14 protein-coding genes and 2 tRNA genes are annotated in these 16,922 nt (G+C 55.9%); 10 read left to right on the forward strand and 6 right to left on the reverse strand.

Features of this window, described 5'->3' with window-relative positions; all coding sequences use genetic code 11:
- Positions 1 to 140: 140 nt before the first annotated feature.
- Both NATTI_RS0109640 and NATTI_RS0109645 read right to left on the reverse strand, forming a co-directional pair.
- A tRNA-Asp gene (locus NATTI_RS0109640) sits at positions 141 to 213 on the reverse strand.
- 383 nt (positions 214 to 596) lie between these two features.
- Positions 597 to 669: transfer RNA gene (locus NATTI_RS0109645), tRNA-Asp, on the reverse strand.
- Between the two features lie 312 nt (positions 670 to 981).
- Here NATTI_RS0109645 and NATTI_RS0109650 point away from each other — a divergent pair.
- The 8 genes from NATTI_RS0109650 (at position 982) to NATTI_RS0109685 (ending at position 10,415) form a co-directional block, all read left to right on the forward strand.
- Positions 982 to 1,209 (forward strand): DNA-directed RNA polymerase subunit H, encoded by a 228-nt coding sequence (locus NATTI_RS0109650; RefSeq protein WP_006087689.1) that lies wholly within the window; start codon positions 982 to 984, stop codon positions 1,207 to 1,209.
- A complete protein-coding gene (locus tag NATTI_RS0109655) occupies positions 1,210 to 2,784 on the forward strand; it encodes a DNA-directed RNA polymerase subunit B'' (RefSeq protein ID WP_006087690.1) in 1,575 nt (524 codons plus the stop codon).
- 6 nt (positions 2,785 to 2,790) lie between these two features.
- Positions 2,791 to 4,620 (forward strand): DNA-directed RNA polymerase subunit B, encoded by a 1,830-nt coding sequence (rpoB, locus tag NATTI_RS0109660; RefSeq protein WP_006087691.1) that lies wholly within the window; start codon positions 2,791 to 2,793, stop codon positions 4,618 to 4,620.
- 9 nt (positions 4,621 to 4,629) lie between these two features.
- Positions 4,630 to 7,557, forward strand: a complete 2,928-nt coding sequence (locus NATTI_RS0109665; protein ID WP_006087692.1) for a DNA-directed RNA polymerase subunit A' — start codon at positions 4,630 to 4,632, stop codon at positions 7,555 to 7,557.
- The gene (gene rpoA2 / locus NATTI_RS0109670; RefSeq protein ID WP_006087693.1) at positions 7,550 to 8,743 is read left to right on the forward strand and encodes a DNA-directed RNA polymerase subunit A''; all 1,194 of its coding nucleotides are present in this window, start codon (positions 7,550 to 7,552) and stop codon (positions 8,741 to 8,743) included. The genes NATTI_RS0109665 and rpoA2 overlap by 8 nt, the downstream gene beginning before the upstream one ends.
- A gap of 3 nt (positions 8,744 to 8,746) precedes the next feature.
- Positions 8,747 to 9,190: a NusA-like transcription termination signal-binding factor gene (locus NATTI_RS0109675; RefSeq protein ID WP_006087694.1), complete on the forward strand. Its 444-nt coding sequence runs from the start codon at positions 8,747 to 8,749 to the stop codon at positions 9,188 to 9,190.
- Positions 9,191 to 9,375: 185 nt separating this feature from the next.
- A complete protein-coding gene (locus NATTI_RS0109680) occupies positions 9,376 to 9,804 on the forward strand; it encodes a 30S ribosomal protein S12 (RefSeq protein ID WP_004267302.1) in 429 nt (142 codons plus the stop codon).
- A 2-nt stretch (positions 9,805 to 9,806) separates the two neighbouring features.
- Positions 9,807 to 10,415 carry a 30S ribosomal protein S7 gene (locus tag NATTI_RS0109685; RefSeq protein WP_006087695.1) on the forward strand — a complete coding sequence of 203 codons (609 nt, stop codon included), beginning with the start codon at positions 9,807 to 9,809 and terminating at the stop codon, positions 10,413 to 10,415.
- 73 nt (positions 10,416 to 10,488) lie between these two features.
- On the opposite strand, the gene NATTI_RS25295 is transcribed toward NATTI_RS0109685, so the two are convergent.
- Complete coding sequence (locus tag NATTI_RS25295) at positions 10,489 to 12,447, reverse strand: hypothetical protein (protein WP_081603628.1); 1,959 nt, start codon at positions 12,445 to 12,447, stop codon at positions 10,489 to 10,491.
- A gap of 251 nt (positions 12,448 to 12,698) precedes the next feature.
- Between NATTI_RS25295 and NATTI_RS0109695 the strand changes: the two genes are divergently transcribed.
- Together NATTI_RS0109695 and NATTI_RS27620 are read left to right on the forward strand one after the other, a co-directional pair.
- Positions 12,699 to 13,208, forward strand: coding sequence for a HalX domain-containing protein (locus tag NATTI_RS0109695; protein ID WP_241434238.1), 510 nt, complete (start codon positions 12,699 to 12,701; stop codon positions 13,206 to 13,208).
- Positions 13,209 to 13,374: 166 nt separating this feature from the next.
- Positions 13,375 to 13,497, forward strand: coding sequence for a DUF7503 family protein (locus tag NATTI_RS27620; protein WP_449289285.1), 123 nt, complete (start codon positions 13,375 to 13,377; stop codon positions 13,495 to 13,497).
- Positions 13,498 to 13,500: 3 nt separating this feature from the next.
- Here the strand turns inward: NATTI_RS27620 and NATTI_RS25300 are convergent, their stop codons facing one another.
- The 3 genes from NATTI_RS25300 to NATTI_RS0109705 all read right to left on the reverse strand — a co-directional run bounded on the left by NATTI_RS25300 (position 13,501) and on the right by NATTI_RS0109705 (position 16,820).
- Positions 13,501 to 15,561: a hypothetical protein gene (locus tag NATTI_RS25300; RefSeq protein WP_006087697.1), complete on the reverse strand. Its 2,061-nt coding sequence runs from the start codon at positions 15,559 to 15,561 to the stop codon at positions 13,501 to 13,503.
- An 82-nt stretch (positions 15,562 to 15,643) separates the two neighbouring features.
- Positions 15,644 to 16,369 carry a DUF7504 family protein gene (locus NATTI_RS0109700; protein WP_006087698.1) on the reverse strand — a complete coding sequence of 242 codons (726 nt, stop codon included), beginning with the start codon at positions 16,367 to 16,369 and terminating at the stop codon, positions 15,644 to 15,646.
- Between the two features lie 205 nt (positions 16,370 to 16,574).
- Positions 16,575 to 16,820, reverse strand: a complete 246-nt coding sequence (locus tag NATTI_RS0109705) for a hypothetical protein (RefSeq protein ID WP_241434239.1) — start codon at positions 16,818 to 16,820, stop codon at positions 16,575 to 16,577.
- Between the last annotated feature and the right edge of the window lie 102 nt (positions 16,821 to 16,922).

Genomic DNA, 16,922 nt, shown 5'->3' on the forward strand with positions numbered 1-16,922 from the left:
GAGCGGGATTTGAACCGCGGTCGTTTCGCTCACTTCGTTCGCTTCACTCCCTAATTCAAATCCCTAGTGACCGTCTTTTCCGCTCACGGATGACGAGCACACGCTACGCGATGCTCGTCGAAATAGTTCGCGGAAGAAGACGCCCGGAGCGGGATTTGAACCCGCGTCACGACCGTGACAGGGTCGTATGATGGGCCACTACACCATCCGGGCAACCTGCATCCCTTGATTTCCCGGTGAAACTCTTAAGGGTTGTGTTCCGAAGATCACTCAATCAGATTACCACACAGGGTTGGCATACTATCGACGGTATCTGTCTCGATACACTCTGCTCAGTAGAGCTAGTTCAGGGGGTAGACTACCGACTTCAAGTTCCGGATCAGTGTTTCGTTGACGCCGCTGTTCGTCCGTTTCTACACTCCTCGTTCACGAATTAGCGTCAGCAGAAAGCGCCCGGAGCGGGATTTGAACCGCGGTCGTTTCGCTCACTTCGTTCGCTTCACTCCCTGATTCAAATCCCTAGTGATCGTCTTTTCCGTTCACGGATGACGAACACACGCTACGCGGTGCTCGTCGAAATAGTTCGCGGAAGAAGACGCCCGGAGCGGGATTTGAACCCGCGTCACGACCGTGACAGGGTCGTATGATGGGCCACTACACCATCCGGGCTTACAACACATCATTTCCCGGTGACGGTATTAAGACTTTCCAATCGATCACCGTGTGGTACGTGGAATCGAGCCACGGGAGTGGCCTCGAGTCCGCTCTTTGCTACACAGTTCCATGCTCCACAAGGAATTTAACTGATACTGGGGTACTGTCGCATGTGATCGGCTCCTCCGATCAGGGCTGCCGCGGTCGGATAGCTGTTGCTCCCGGTCGAGTTAGTAACCGTTAAATGCGTCCCGCCGGTACTTGCCTGTAGTATCTCGTGACAGCCGCTTCTCTCCCGATAGCCGACACGCACATCAATCCCAACACATGGTAGACGTAAGCCAACACGAACTCGTACCGGAGCACACCGTTCTCGAGGAGGATGTCCTCGAGGAGGTCCTCACCGAGTACAACATCGATCGTACAGACCTGCCGAAAATCAAACGCAACGATTCCGCCCTGCCCGACGAGGCGGAGATCGGCGATGTCATCAAAATCGTTCGGGACTCACGGACAACCGACCAGGCAGTCGTATACCGACTCGTGGTGGAATAAATGGCAACAGAACTGAACAGATCCAAACGACGCGACATTTCGCGCGAATACTTCTCGAAGGAACGACTCGCCGAACACCACTACCGCTCGTTCAACGCCTTCCTCGGCCGAGGGATGCAGGAGGTCGTCGACGAGAAGGCGACGATCGATACGGACATCGGCGACAAGGAAGGCGAGGAGCCGGTCCACGTCGAACTCGGCGACGTGCGCGTCGTCACACCCCGCGTTCGGGAGGCCGACGGTTCCGAAGAACTGCTGTACCCACAGGAGGCCCGCCTCCGAAACATCACCTACTCCGCACCCGTCTTCATGGAGATGTCGATCGTCAAGGGCGAGGAGGGCGACGAGCGCGTCGTCGATTCGACCGAGACGAAGATTGGTCGGATGCCGATCATGGTCGGCTCCGAGAAGTGTAACATCGCCGGCTTCTCCGACCAGGAGCTGATCGAGATCGGTGAGGATCCGGCCGACCCCGGCGGCTACTTCATCGTCAACGGCTCCGAGCGCGTGCTGATGACAAGCGAGGACCTCGCGCCGAACAAGATCCTCGCGGAGTACGATACCAAGTACGGCGACGAGATTCAGGTCGCCAAGACGTTCTCCCAGCGCCGTGGTTACCGCGCCCTCGTGCTCTGTGAACGAACCCGTGACGGCCTGCTCGAGGTATCCTTCCCCTCGGTGTCGGGTTCGATCAACTTCGTCACGCTCGTCCGCGCACTGGGACTCGAATCGGACGAGGAGATCGTCCACAAAGTCTCGAACGACCCCGAGGTCGTCAAGTACATGCTCGAAAATCTGGAGGAAGCGGACGTCCAGACCGAGGAAGAGGCGATCGAGACTCTCGGGAAACGCGTCGCCTCCGGTCAGGGCAAGAACTACCAGCTCAAGCGGGCCAACTACGTCATCGACCGCTACCTTCTGCCACACCTTCACGAGGAGGGCGTCGAGGAGGAGGACGTTCGGATCAACAAGGCCCACTACCTCTGTCGGATGGCCGAAGCCTGTTTCGAACTCGCATTGGGCCGACGCGACTCCGACGACAAGGACCACTACGCGAATAAGCGCCTGAAGGTCAGCGGCGACCTGATGAAAGATCTGTTCCGGACCGCGTTGAATAAACTGGCCCGGGACGTCAAATACCAGCTCGAGCGCGCCAACATGCGGAATCGGAACCTCTCCGTGTCGACGGTCGTGCGCTCCGACGTGCTCACCGAGCGCCTCGAGCACCCGATCGCCACGGGGAACTGGGTCGGCGGCCGTTCCGGGGTCTCCCAACTGGTGGACCGAACGGACTTCATGGGCGTTCTCTCTCACCTGCGCAGACTCCGCTCGCCCCTCAGCCGCTCGCAGCCTCATTTCGAGGCGCGGGACTTACACGCGACCCAGTGGGGTCGAATCTGTCCCTCCGAGACGCCGGAGGGACCGAACTGTGGGCTGGTGAAGAACTTCGCGCAGGCGATGGAGCTCTCCCAGAACGTCGAGGACGAACAGGGACTCAAACGTGAACTTGCATCGATGGGTGTCGAGGGGATTCCGGGCCTCGAGGGCATCGAACGATCGACTGCGGACGACTAATCAACAATGAGCAGCCAAGAGCGAGAAGCGAAAGTCTACGTCAACGGGTCGCTGGTGGGGACACACCCCGATCCGCACGAGTTAGCCGCACAGATCCGCGAAGCGCGTCGTATCGGCGACGTCAGCGAGATGGTCAACGTCTCGGTCAAAGAGCGCACCCGCGAAGTAATCGTCAACGCCGACGCCGGCCGGGCGCGACGCCCGCTCCTGGTCGTCGAAGGCGGCGAACCCCGCATCTCCGATCAGGAGATCGAGGCGCTGCAGGACGGCGACCTCGAGTTCGAGGATCTCGTCGAGCACGGCTACATCGAGTTCATCGACGCCGAGGAGGAAGAGGACATCCTCGTCGCCGTCGACGAGGACGATCTGAGCGAAAAACATACCCATCTCGAGATCGATCCGTCGCTGATCTTCGGGATCGGTGCGGGGATGATTCCCTATCCCGAGCACAACGCCTCTCCGCGTATTACGATGGGGGCGGGGATGGTCAAGCAGTCGCTCGGACTGCCGAGCGCGAACTACCGGATTCGCCCGGACACGCGCCAGCACCTGCTGCACTACCCGCAGCTGTCGATGGTCAAGACCCAGACGACCGAGCAGATCGGCTTCGACGATCGGCCGGCCGCACAGAACTTCGTCGTCGCCGTGATGAGCTACGAGGGGTTCAACATCGAGGACGCGCTGGTCATGAACAAGGCCAGCGTCGAGCGCGCGCTCGCGCGCTCGCACTTCTTCCGGACCTACGAGGGCGAGGAACGCCGCTACCCCGGCGGTCAGGAAGATCGTTTCGAGATCCCGTCTCAGGACGTCCGCGGCGCACGCGGCGAGGAAGCGTACGCACACCTCGACGAGGACGGCCTCGTCAATCCGGAGACGACGGTCGACGAGAACAGCGTCCTGCTCGGGAAGACGAGCCCGCCGCGCTTCTTAGAGGAGCCCGACGACATGGGCGGTCTCTCGCCCCAGAAACGCCGCGAAACGTCCGTCACCATGCGTTCGGGCGAGTCCGGTGTCGTCGACACCGTCACGCTCATGGAGGGTGAGGACGGCTCGAAGCTCTCGAAGGTCTCCGTGCGCGACGAGCGAATCCCCGAACTCGGGGACAAGTTCGCCAGCCGGCACGGCCAGAAGGGGGTCGTCGGCCACCTCGCACCCCAGGAGGACATGCCGTTCACCGAGGAGGGGGTCGTTCCCGACCTCGTCCTCAACCCGCACGCGCTGCCCTCCCGGATGACCGTCGGCCACATCCTCGAGATGATCGGCGGCAAACTCGGCGCGATGGAGGGACGCCGCGTCGACGGGACGCCGTTCCTCGGCGAGGACGAGGACGAACTTCGCGGCGGCCTCGAGGACGCCGGCTTCAACTCCGCGGGCAAGGAGACGATGTACTCCGGCGTCACCGGGGAGAAGATCGAGGCCGAGATCTTCGTGGGGATCATCTTTTATCAGAAGCTCTACCACATGGTCTCGAACAAGCTGCACGCCCGTTCGCGCGGACCGGTGCAGGTTCTCACCCGCCAGCCGACCGAGGGACGGGCTCGCGAAGGTGGGCTCCGTATCGGGGAGATGGAACGGGACGTGTTCATCGGCCACGGGGCGGCGATGACGCTGAAAGAACGACTGCTCGACGAGTCCGACCGCGAGTTCATCCACATCTGCGGCCAGTGTGGAATGAGTGCGGTCGAAAACGTCGAACAACGGCGTGTCTACTGCCCGAACTGCGACGAGGAGACCGATATCCACGAGATCGAGATGAGCTACGCGTTCAAGCTCCTCCTGGACGAGATGAAGGCGCTGGGTATCGCGCCGCGACTCGAACTGGCAGACGCCGTCTAAGCAACCACCATGCAACACAGCACACCAAAAGACATCGGATCGATCAACTTCGGGCTCATGGAGCCCGAGGAGTATCGGGAGATGAGCGCGACGAAGATCATCACCGCCGACACGTACGACGACGACGGCTTCCCCATCGACATGGGGCTGATGGACCCCCGACTGGGCGTCATCGACCCCGGCCTCGAGTGCAAGACCTGCGGGAAGCACTCGGGTTCGTGTAACGGCCACTTCGGCCACATCGAACTCGCCGCCCCCGTCATCCACGTCGGCTTTACGAAGCTCATTCGGCGACTCCTGCGCGGGACCTGCCGGGAGTGTTCGCGACTCCTCCTGACAGAGGACGAGCGCGACGAGTTCCGCGCCGACATCACGGAATCCCGAAAGCTTGGTCGGGACCTCAACGACGTGACCAAGGCGGCGATCCGCCAGGCGCGAAAGAAAGATCGATGTCCACACTGTGGCGAGATTCAGTACGACATCGACCACGAGAAGCCGACCACCTACTACGAGGTCCAGCAGGTCCTCACCAGCGAGTACTCCCAGCGCATCGCGGCCGCGATGCAGGGCGACGAGGAGGAAGGCATCGAGCGAACCTCTCCGGACGAACTCGCCGGAGAGACGGAGATTGAACTCACTCGAGTCAACGAGATCCTCTCGGGTTCGTTCCGCCCGCGCGAGAGCCAGCGCAAGGCCATCGAGAAGGCCTTAGATATCGACCTCACCGAGGAGGACACGAACAAGCTGATGCCGAGTGACATCCGGGACTGGTTCGAGAACATCCCGGACGAGGACATCGAAGTGCTCGGGATCGACTCCGACCGCTCCCGGCCGGAGTGGATGATCCTAACCGTCCTTCCAGTACCGCCGGTCACCGCACGACCGTCGATCACCCTCGACAACGGCCAACGCTCCGAGGACGACCTCACGCACAAGCTGGTCGACATCATCCGGATCAATCAGCGGTTCATGGAGAACCGAGAGGCAGGAGCACCGCAGCTGATCATCGAGGACCTCTGGGAACTGCTCCAGTACCACGTCACCACCTTCATGGACAACGAGATCTCGGGGACACCGCCGGCCCGACACCGTTCGGGACGGCCGCTCAAGACCCTCTCTCAGCGGCTGAAGGGCAAGGAAGGGCGTTTCCGTGGCTCCCTATCCGGGAAGCGTGTGAACTTCTCCGCCCGGACCGTCATCTCGCCGGACCCGACGCTCTCGCTCAACGAGGTCGGCGTTCCGGACCGGGTCGCAAAGGAGATGACCCAGACGATGAACGTCACCGAGCGAAACCTCGAGGACGCCCGACGGTTCGTGTCCAACGGACCGGAAGGCCACCCCGGTGCGAACTACGTCCGACGACCGGACGGCCGCCGGCTGAAGGTGACCGAGAAGAACTGCGAACAGCTCGCGGAGAAGGTCGAGGCCGGTTGGGAGGTCAACCGACATCTCATCGACGGCGACATCGTTATTTTCAACCGCCAGCCGTCGCTCCACCGGATGTCGATCATGGCCCACGAGGTCGTGGTCATGCCGTACAAGACGTTCCGACTCAACACCGTCGTCTGTCCGCCGTACAACGCCGACTTCGACGGCGACGAGATGAACATGCACGCCCTCCAGAACGAGGAGGCCCGTGCCGAGGCCCGCGTCCTCATGCGCGTCCAGGAGCAGATCCTCTCCCCGCGCTTCGGTGAGAACATCATCGGGGCCATTCAGGACCACATCTCGGGCACCTACCTGCTCACCCACGACAACCCGCGGTTCAACGAGACCCAGGCGCTCGACCTGCTTCGGGCGACCCGGATCGACGAACTGCCCGAACCCAGCGGGATCGACGACGAGGACGAGCCGTTCTGGACCGGCCACGACGTCTTTTCCGAACTCCTGCCGGACGACCTCAACCTCGAGTTCACCGGCACCGTCGGCGACCAGGTTGTCGTCGAGGACGGCCAACTCCTCGAGGGAACCATCGCCGAGGACGAGGTTGGCGAGTTCGGCGGCGAGATCGTCGACACCATCACGAAGGTCTACGGCAACACACGCTCGCGGATCTTCATCAACGAGGTCTCGACGCTTGCGATGCGTGCGATCATGCACTTCGGGTTCTCGATCGGGATCGACGACGAGACGATTCCCGGCGAAGCTCAGGACCGCATCGACGAGACCATCACCGACGCCAACGACCGCGTCGAGGAACTCATCGAAGCCTACGAGAACGGCGAACTCGAGAGTCTCCCGGGTCGAACGATCGACGAGACGCTCGAGATGAAGATCATGCAAACGCTCTCGCGTGCGCGTGACAACGCGGGGACCATCGCGGACGAGCACTTCCAGGACGACAACCCGGCCGTGGTCATGGCCAACTCCGGTGCGCGTGGTTCGATGCTGAACCTCACGCAGATGGCCGGCGCCGTCGGCCAGCAGGCAGTTCGAGGGGAGCGAATCAATCGCGGCTACGAGGACCGCACCCTCAGCCACTACGAGCCCAACGACCTCTCGGCGGAGGCCCACGGTTTCGTCGAGAACTCCTACACGAGCGGGCTGACCCCGCGGGAGTTCTTCTTCCACGCGATGGGTGGTCGCGAAGGGCTGGTCGACACGGCAGTCCGGACCTCGAAGTCCGGTTACCTCCAGCGCCGACTGATCAACGCGCTTTCGGAACTCGAGAGCCAGTACGACGGCACCGTCCGGGACACCTCGGACACCATCGTCCAGTTCGAGTTCGGTGAGGACGGCACCTCGCCGGTCAAGGTGTCCTCGGGCGACGAAAACGACGTTGACGTCGAGGCGATTGCGGACCGCGTACTCGACTCGGAATTCGAGTCCGAAGCCGACCGAGAGGAGTTCTTCGGCACGAAACGAGAGGTGACGAACCTTTCCGAACACGCCGACGAGCGCCTCGCCGAGGGAACGGAGGTGACCTCCGATGACTGAAGTCCACTACGAGGTCGACGACGATACGATCGCCGTCGTCGAGGACACCAACCTTCCGCGACGACTCAAAGACGAGGTCTACGAGACCCTCGAAGACCGCGGTGACGCGACCGTCGAGGACGCCGACGAACTCTCGAAGGCGGTCGAGGCCCGTTACATGGACACGCGCGTCGATCCGCTCGACCCCGTCGGCACCGTCAGCGCACAATCGATCGGCGAACCCGGAACGCAGCTGACGATGAACACGTTCCACTACGCCGGTGTCGCAGAGATCGACGTGACCCAGGGGTTGCCCCGACTCATCGAACTCGTCGACGCCCGGAAGACCCCCGACACGCCGATGATGACGGTCTACCTCGAGGACGAGTACGCCACCGAACGCGAGAAAGCCCACGAGGTCGTCTGGAACCTCGAGGCGACGAAGATTCTCGCACTCGGTGACGTCTCGACGAACGTCGCGGACATGCGCGTCCAGATCTCGCTCAACAAGGATACCCTAGAAGAGCGGATGATCACGGCCGAGGAAGTCGCCGAGATCATCGAGGACAACCTCGGCGTGAGCACGGTTCAACAGGGCACCGAAATCCAGTTCGGTCCTGAGGAACCGTCCTACCGCGACCTGCTCCAACTGGTCGAGGAACTCCGCGATATCACGTTCAAGGGAATCGAGGAGGTCTCTCGAGTCGTCATCCGCCGCGAGGAACTCGACGAGGGCGAGCAGTTCGTCCTCTACACCGAGGGATCTGCCTTCGGTGACGCGCTCGAGATCGACGGCGTCGACGCCTCGCGAACGACGTGTAACAACCTTCACGAGATCCACCGTAACCTCGGCATCGAGGCTGCACGCGAAACGATCATCGAGGAGACGCACAACACGCTTGCCGAGCAGGGGTTGGACGACGTGAACGTCCGCCACCTGATGCTGGTCTCGGACATGATGACGAACCGCGGCGAGATCGAGTCGATCGGTCGCCACGGCATCTCGGGCTCGAAGCAGTCCGTCCTCGCCCGCGCGGCGTTCGAGGTGACGGTCAACCACCTGCTCAACGCCGCGATCCACGGCGAGATCGACGATCTCGACGGTGTCACGGAGAACGTCATCGTCGGCAAACCGATCAAGCTCGGGACCGGCGACGTCGACCTCCGGATGGGATCGACCGACTCCGGCGGCAGCCAAGCCGACTGATCGATGGGTGTTACCCTCGACGACGACGCCCGTCAGTACCTCGCCGCATTCGAAGAGGTCACGGGTGTGAGCGGACAGGACTGCCTGGTCACCGACGCGATCGATACCGAGTCCGCTGACGACCGACTCGTCGTCGTCGTCTCGAGCGGCCGAATGAGCGAGGCGATCGGTCCCGGCGGCCGAACCGTTAGGAAGTACGAAGAGCGCGTCGGGAAGCCGGTACGACTCGTCGAAGACGCCGACGATCCCGAGGCGTTCGTCGCGAACACGCTCGCCCCGGCGGCGGTATACAACGTCACGATCAGCGAGAACGAGGATACCGTCGCCTACGTCGAGGTCGCAAACGACGACCGCGGCGTCGCCATCGGCACCGGTGGCCAAACGATCGAGGCTGCGCGGGAACTCGCCGATCGGCACTTCGGGATCGACGACGTACAACTGATCTAACGTTCGCTCCGATTTTCCGTTCGGCGACCTCACGCCCGCCGAGGCACGCTACGCCATTCTCCGTCCGTAACTCGACTCAACGAAACGCGCTCAGATTCGACGAGCGGGGTACCTCGAGCGTTCTCGAGCCGTAACGGCGCCTTCGAAACGGGTCGCTTAAGTGCCTTCAACGGATATCGCTTCCCATGGCAAACGGCAAGTACGCCGCGCGCAAGCTCAAGAAGGACCGCCAGAACCAGCGGTGGTCCGACTCTGACTACGCGCGCCGCGCCCGTGGACTTCGCGAGAAGTCCGACCCGCTCGAGGGCGCTCCACAGGCTCGAGGTATCGTACTCGAAAAGGTCGGCATCGAAGCAAAACAGCCCAACTCGGCAATTCGAAAGTGTGTCCGAGTCCAGCTGATCAAAAACGGCAAGCAGGTCACCGCGTTCTGTCCCGGTGACGGTGCCATCTCGTTCATCGACGAACACGACGAAGTCACCATCGCCGGTATCGGTGGGGCGAAGGGTCGTGCGATGGGTGACCTTTCCGGTGTCAACTACAAGGTCGACAAGGTCAACGGCGTCGCCCTGAAGGAACTGGTTCGCGGAAACGCAGAGAAACCGGTGCGATAATCATGGCGGCAGAAGACCAACCCGACCCGGACGCCCCTGCAGGTGGCGCAGACGTCGGCGCGAAGCTGTTCGGCACGTGGGAGATCGACGAAATCGCGTACAACGATCCGTCCACCGAACGCTACATTACGGTGACGCCGGTCGCACACACCGCCGGCCGTCACGCCGGCAAGCAGTTCAAGAAGTCCCAGATCTCGATCGTCGAGCGGTTCATCAACCGCCTCATGCAAACCGAGGAGAACACGGGCAAGAAACAGCAGTCGCTCAACCACGTCCGTGACGCGTTCGAACTCATCCACGAGCGCACCGAGGAGAACCCGATCCAGGTGCTCGTGACGGCAGTCGAGAACGCGGCGCCGCGCGAGGAGACCGTCCGCCTGAAGTACGGTGGCATTTCGGTCCCCAAGGCCGTTGACGTCGCGCCTCAGCGTCGTGTCGACCAGTCTCTAAAGTTCCTCGCCGAAGGTGTCTACAACGAGTCGTTCAAGACGCCGACGCCTGTTTCGGAGGCTATCGCACGGCAGCTGATCGGTGCGTCGAACTACGACGTCCAGACGTACGCGGTTAGCCAGAAAGAAGAGAAAGAGCGCGTCGCAGCAGCTGCACGTTAAGCGTCTCGCTCGTTTTTGATTGTTTTGCTTGAGGAGTGGAACAGATAGTGTTTAATGTATTTACACTGCTCAATCATAGCTCATTCACTGAAATTTCGTCGCTCCACCGCAATTCATCATTTAGCAGAACGGGGATATTTTCTAGTTCGAGAAATTCTAGTAGCTCTGGTTTCGTCACTGAAAGTGGCCCGAACTTTTTTGGAACCAGATGGTGTGTATCTATTGACTGGATATAAGGATAAAAAATCCCTCCTATATCCATGTTGGGGATAGATAAGTATTCATACAACTCTAAAGTTAGATTTCCGCGTGGTTTGCTAATCGAACACATATTGGGGGCCCCATTGTTTGTTTGTGCTATTACTGACAATCCATCTCCAACAACATGGTATTGATGTCCAATATCGGTTACTTTTCGTAGGATGTCGATAGCCCCATATAGTGGGAACCCCTGATTCAGCAATCGAGCAATCACGCTTCCTGCGTGAACAGCATCGCTGTTTTGGACATCGCTTGATGTAACAACCCCACCAACACTTCCCGATTCTATTAACTGAATTCCTTGGTTATTTGACTGACACGCATTGAGGAAAAACGATTTTGCATTTACTGAATTGAGAGTTGCCACGTCAAGTCGTCCATCTGAACAGCGAACACCATTGCTGTCAATATGCCCAATATAGTGAATGAAATCACTCTCCTGTACCAAAACCTTCCCAAGTTCTGCTTTGGTAAGTCTGTGATGTATTGTCACATCAATTGGGAAATCATCACGGTCGCTGTAGGTGCTGTAAACACTTGTGAGCTCGCTATTCATGCTGGAGTCATTACATATAACTTCAATCCTGATCGATTCCTCTGTTGGTGTTTGAGTAATACTGTTGGTGTACGCTGATATCGGGGTGGGACTTTCGAATTTTGATCCTTCTCTGGAGGACCAAAACTGCTTGATTGTTGGATTCGGTAACTGACTAGTTTTCTCCCGAACCTCAACGATAGCGAGATTATTAGCAATGAAGGGCAGAAACGGAATGTGCTCTGGAGTCTTCTCCAGTTGTACCTTGAGTCGCCACTCAGGGAGAAATGGTTCAGTGAGAGAAAATGAACTTTCAAGATATGTCTCAAGTTGCTTGGAAAGCGATTGTTCGTATAATACTGAAGGATCGAATCGGAGATTCGATTCAATCATTTCTCGCTCGTGAAGGGGGAGTGGTGTTATCCCCTCGGTCCGTACAATACAATCCAAAAAAAACACATGCTTCAATACCCGTTCAACTGTTGTCTCAAATTCTTCTCTTAAATCGAGTGAATAGGAGAAACCACTACCAGTGATCAACTGAGGCTTCGCTTTAGGAATGATTTTAGCACCGAGGTAGTATGCTAGTGGTGTAATAGTGAATACATGCTTGAGTGTTGGAGGTACCGCGAGTTTGATATCCGTCTTTGGTTGTTTAATCTCTTTCGGGATGCTTAGTTTGTCATTTATTTCAATTGCCGGAGGGTGTCCACGTGCTGTCGGAAAAGAACGTTCCGCTGTCGTTGTTTTTAAAGCAGACCCAAACGCTGATACCGCTTTCATTAGATCAGATGGGGCAGCTGTGGTTTCAATTGTTCTTGCTGGGCGTGTGTGATATGATCGTGCCCCAATAACTATTCGCCTGTGTTTATCTAGCTTAATATGAGTTCTATCTCTGTCAGAGTATATTTCGACATTACTATCCAGAATAAGGTATACTTTAATAGAAGATGATATATCGAGTGCATGTTTATTTTGCGACAAAATCACCCGCTCGTCTGGCTGGACCTCAGTTGTTATTGATTTATCCTTCCCACGGACATAGACGGAATTGACCTCTGGCAATGAAATCCGGTCCGTTGTGATCTCTACTGCTGTGCCAATTGGGTAGGGAACTTGATTTTCATCAACAGACTGTGGTGTAACTGGTTCGTGTGTAATAAGACGGTCCCGGTGCCTCTCGATTGGATCAATGATCTCTAGACCGTCTTGTGTCGATTCGAATTTGGGTTTCATCGGCAGCGAAGGTTGGGTAAGACGTTGCTCATAACCACAACTTCCCTTATCAAAATGAATGGCTATCTATGGAATATACGTTATGGCCCTTCAATATGTCTTGGCAGGGACATTGCTAACAAACTAACCAATACTCGATTCTTTCCGGACCATATTTAATAGTATCTGCTCAAGCAGTATTAGTAGAAGCTGTGTTGCTGAAATCTACATCTCAGTTGTTCATAGTTCACCACACCCTTCTTCTCACTGATATGGACGCAGAGCGGACTCGAGTCGCTGCTGAAGTCAGCAGAGCTGACTTCAACCATTCGATTCTTGAGCAAATCGATGAACGCTACGATCTGCTCGTTCTGGACTGGGGTCTGCAGACACCAGATGCCCGCGGCGTCCTTGATGCGTTTCGACAGATTTCTCCAAAGACCCAGATTCTTGTACTCGCTAGTGACGTACCCTCGGCTGACCCAGTTGACCGCGGCGCCGACGAACTTCTCATTGATCCTGTTTCAGACGAGGAGTTGCAGTTGACGGTTGAACGATTGCTTCTGCAGAAGGAATATGAGGCGGCGATGGACGAGTTCTTCAGGTTATCAACCGAGCGTGCATTGCTCGAAAGCGAACTGCAGTCTGGTCTTGATGTCGTCGACCGGTACCAATCTGTTGTCTCTAATCTTTACGATTATCGCAAGTGGGCAGCTACGATTCGAGACGAATTTTCAAATGATGAGTTCAATTATGTCCTTCGGAAGTTACTTGATGAGTAAAACAGTTCTTGAGTCCTCCTTTTGCGCCGGTTATCGATTCCCTATATAGTAGATCAGATGGGCGTTACCTTTTCACACAGTTGGTCTATGCGATAACACTACCATTTATTTATATGATTTATTAAGATAAATTTATATCTGGCTGACCCATCATCTAAGATGTACCATGGAAGACCTAACCCAATACCTAAAGAATCACCCACGAATGATCGGCGTCCTGTTCACAATCTCACTAATTCTGTCTCAGGCAGGTACCGTCGCAGCTGGCGGAGTTTACACCGGCCCTTAGAGACTATAAATCGTCAATATTGATGCCTCTGCTCCATTGAACAGATCCGTCTATTATCACGGGAATATCCTCTAGATCAAAGAACTCCTCAATTTGACTTTTCGTAACCACTATTTTCCCGGTCTTTCCTGGTGTTAAATAATACTCGTCTGCTGGTTCCACATATGGTGTAAATAAACTCCCTTTTCTCACAGATGATGATTCATATATGTGAACTTCGATAATAAAATCATCATTTTTCTGTGATAGCATGCAAACACTTGGTACGCCATTTTTTGACTGTGCAATTGTTGTTACTCCATCTCCAACTACCCGATATTGTTCCCCAACGACACTTTCACCTCTTGCGATGTCTAATGCAGCGTAAAGTGGGAAGCCCTGGTTCAATAAACCAGCAATGGTACTACCTACACTAATTGCGCCTTTATTGACTATCTCGTTTAGAGTGACTATGCCACCAATGCTTCCAGCTTCTACCAAATGTAGTCCTTGGTTATATGACTGGCATGCATTGAGTAAGAACGCTTTCACTCCTACTTTGGTTATTTTTGACGCGTCTAATTTCCCATCCAAGCATTGAAAGCCATCGCTATCAATATGTCCAATATAATGGAGAAAGTCACTTTCGCTAGTTAGAACCTCTTGAAGCTTTCCTGTTCTAATGTTGTGGTATAATGTAACGTCAAATGGGAAGTCTTCTTGTGAATTATACACTTCATTCACTGTCTCTAGTTCTTCTTGCATATTCGGGTCATTGCAAATAACATCTATCTCGATAGGGTCTTCTTTTGGAGATCTGCCAATGTTGTTATAAAATGCAGACAAGGGTGTTGTGCTTACTATTGTAGATGAATCCTCGCTCTCCCACGATTGTTGCACTATTGACTCATCTGTTGGGATACCATCATTCTGATTGCTCTTCTCTACTTTTCCACGAACTATACTCATACTGCCTCGTGAAAACTCTTTGATAGCGCTTGTTTGTGCCTTTGATGATGTTTTCTCAACAGTGTCGTGTATGCTAACTGGCGATAATCTATTTGCAATAAAAGGGAGGAACTCTATACTCTCTTCATTCGGTCTGAGCTGTGTTGTGAGCCGCCATTCTGGAAGATAGGGACTAACCTTATGAAACGGAATATCGAGGTATGATTTGATCTGGCTTGCAAGTGGCTGGTGATACATTTTCCCAATATCAAAACCGATATCTGATTCAGACAACCCCCGTTGATGAAGTGGTAATGGTGTGAGTCCTTCTGTTCGGACCACACAATCTAGGAAGAATATTTTCTTTAGTAGCCGTCTCACTCTCGTGTCAAAATGAAATTCATTCCCCATGTCATATGAGTATCCATCCACGGTTGTTATTTTGGCGTCCTCATTAGGGGCTATGTCTGCACCTAAATAATAAGCGAGAGGCGTAATGGTGAATATGTGATGGAAGTCTGCAGGAATCTCTATTCGGATGCCTGTTTCTGGCTTCTCAAACGAATTTGGTATTTCTAACTCATCGCAGAGTTTGATAGCTGGCGGATGACCCCGTAGTGTTGGATAGGATCGTTCAGCAGTTGTTGTTTTTAGTGCCGATCCGAAAGCGGATACTGCCCGCATTATATCTAGCGGATCTTTTGTGGTTTTAATTGTGTCTGCTGGACGCGTATGATATGATCGAGCACCAATTGTGAGAGGTATTGTATCCCCAAAAATTACGTGTGTCTGATCGTTATCCGCATAAATACTGACCTCCCCATCGAATTTGATGTATATTTTAAGCGGGACCGATATGTCAAGAGTGTATTTTCCCTTTGGCAAGGATATTGGTTGACTTGGACTAGCTTCTGCAACCATAGAGCCGTCCCGATTGCGAATATAGATGGTTGCATTTGCTGGAAGTGAAATCATTTCAGCCGTAAACTCAACCGCTTTATCTACCGGATACTGTAGCTGAGTCGATCCTACTTCTTTAAGTGAAATTGGCTTGTGCGTAACGACCCGATGCCGGTGTCTTTCGATTGGATCAATAATTTCAAAGCCATTTTTTGTCGGCTCAAATTTCGGTTTCATGGGGACAAGGGATGAACGAGGTAGCTGTTAACAACTAGTCGTCGGGCAAGGCAATAGATATAATTCTCGAGCAAGCATAGCCCTACGACTGATCGATCGAGATCCAGCCGGAACTCTGATCGCCGTCGTTGATCGACCATCGTTCCTGAAAGTCGCCGCTCTGTTCCCGCAACTCGACAACGATGTCGAACAACGGTTCCAAGACGGAGACGACGTCCGAATTACGGTCCATCGGGAGGTGGTAGTGGATCATGCCATCGGCGTCTCGAGTCCGACCGTTCGTCAGATGAACGAATTTGAAGACGCGTTCGACACCGTACTCCTCGAGGAGTGGTACCAGCGAGTTGATGCCGACGCGGAGTTCTGCGGGGGCGAAACCGTTCGCTTCGGACTCGAGTTCTTCGATGGCGCTTGAGATAGCGATACCGAGATCGGCAAGGGCAGTGGTCGTCGTCGGTGACGCCTCGAGCGATGGTGCGTCGGCTTCGATCGTGTCCGAACTAGTGTCGCTTGCGGCGGTGCTGCGGGCCTGTGTGGCGTAGCTAACGAGCTTGAGCGTATCGGAGGTGTTGATGTCCGCGTCGACCAGGTGTGAGACGTCGTGCAAATCGCCGGTGGTCGAAACCAGCACGCGACGACGTGGCTGGACGGTTGCCTGTCCCAGCAGTCGTCGACAGACGTTCCGCCGTTGATCAGCTCGAACGGAGCCGACGACCAGAACGCTTGCGCCCTCACGTTTCAGTCGGGATAGCGTTTTGGTAAACTGCTCGCCGTCCGACCCGCTCCCCCAGTCCTTGCGCGAAAACATCAATATATGTTAGGCTATTTGTCGGATCAAACATTAAATGTTCGGGTTGAAGCGAAGCCGTATACTTGGGTCTTATGGCTAACGCGCTAGAATCGGCGTTCTAGACTTATCTCTGTACGCGATCTCGCGACGTCCGTTCAGCGAAGAGACGGCTGCTGTTTCGACTCGATTCACACCGGGTTCTCACGACCCGGTTCGGTGGGTGTCACTCGCCGTTTACGGTGTCGTCAGTTTTGTTGTCATCGGTATCCACGCTGTCGTCGTCCGAGATTGCTTCGGTGCCGTCAGCGGCGGCCTCGAGGATGGACGTCCCAGCGTTGACCTGCTCGACGGGTCGAGCGGCCGCAACGAAGGTGGTTTCTCCGCCGTCGTAAACCTCGACTCGTTCGTCGAACTGGAGGGGATACAGCGTCTCCAGAAATCTGTGATTTCTGGTTTGCGAACGGGACACCTTGTTGTCGCCGGTCACTATCGCTGGAGGAATTCGAACTCGGTGACCGAAAGGTCGCGTTCGGGTAGCTCCCGCTCTTCTTGGCGAACGTACGAGCGTCGA

This window comes from Natronorubrum tibetense GA33, assembly GCF_000383975.1.
Taxonomy (GTDB): domain Archaea; phylum Halobacteriota; class Halobacteria; order Halobacteriales; family Natrialbaceae; genus Natronorubrum; species Natronorubrum tibetense.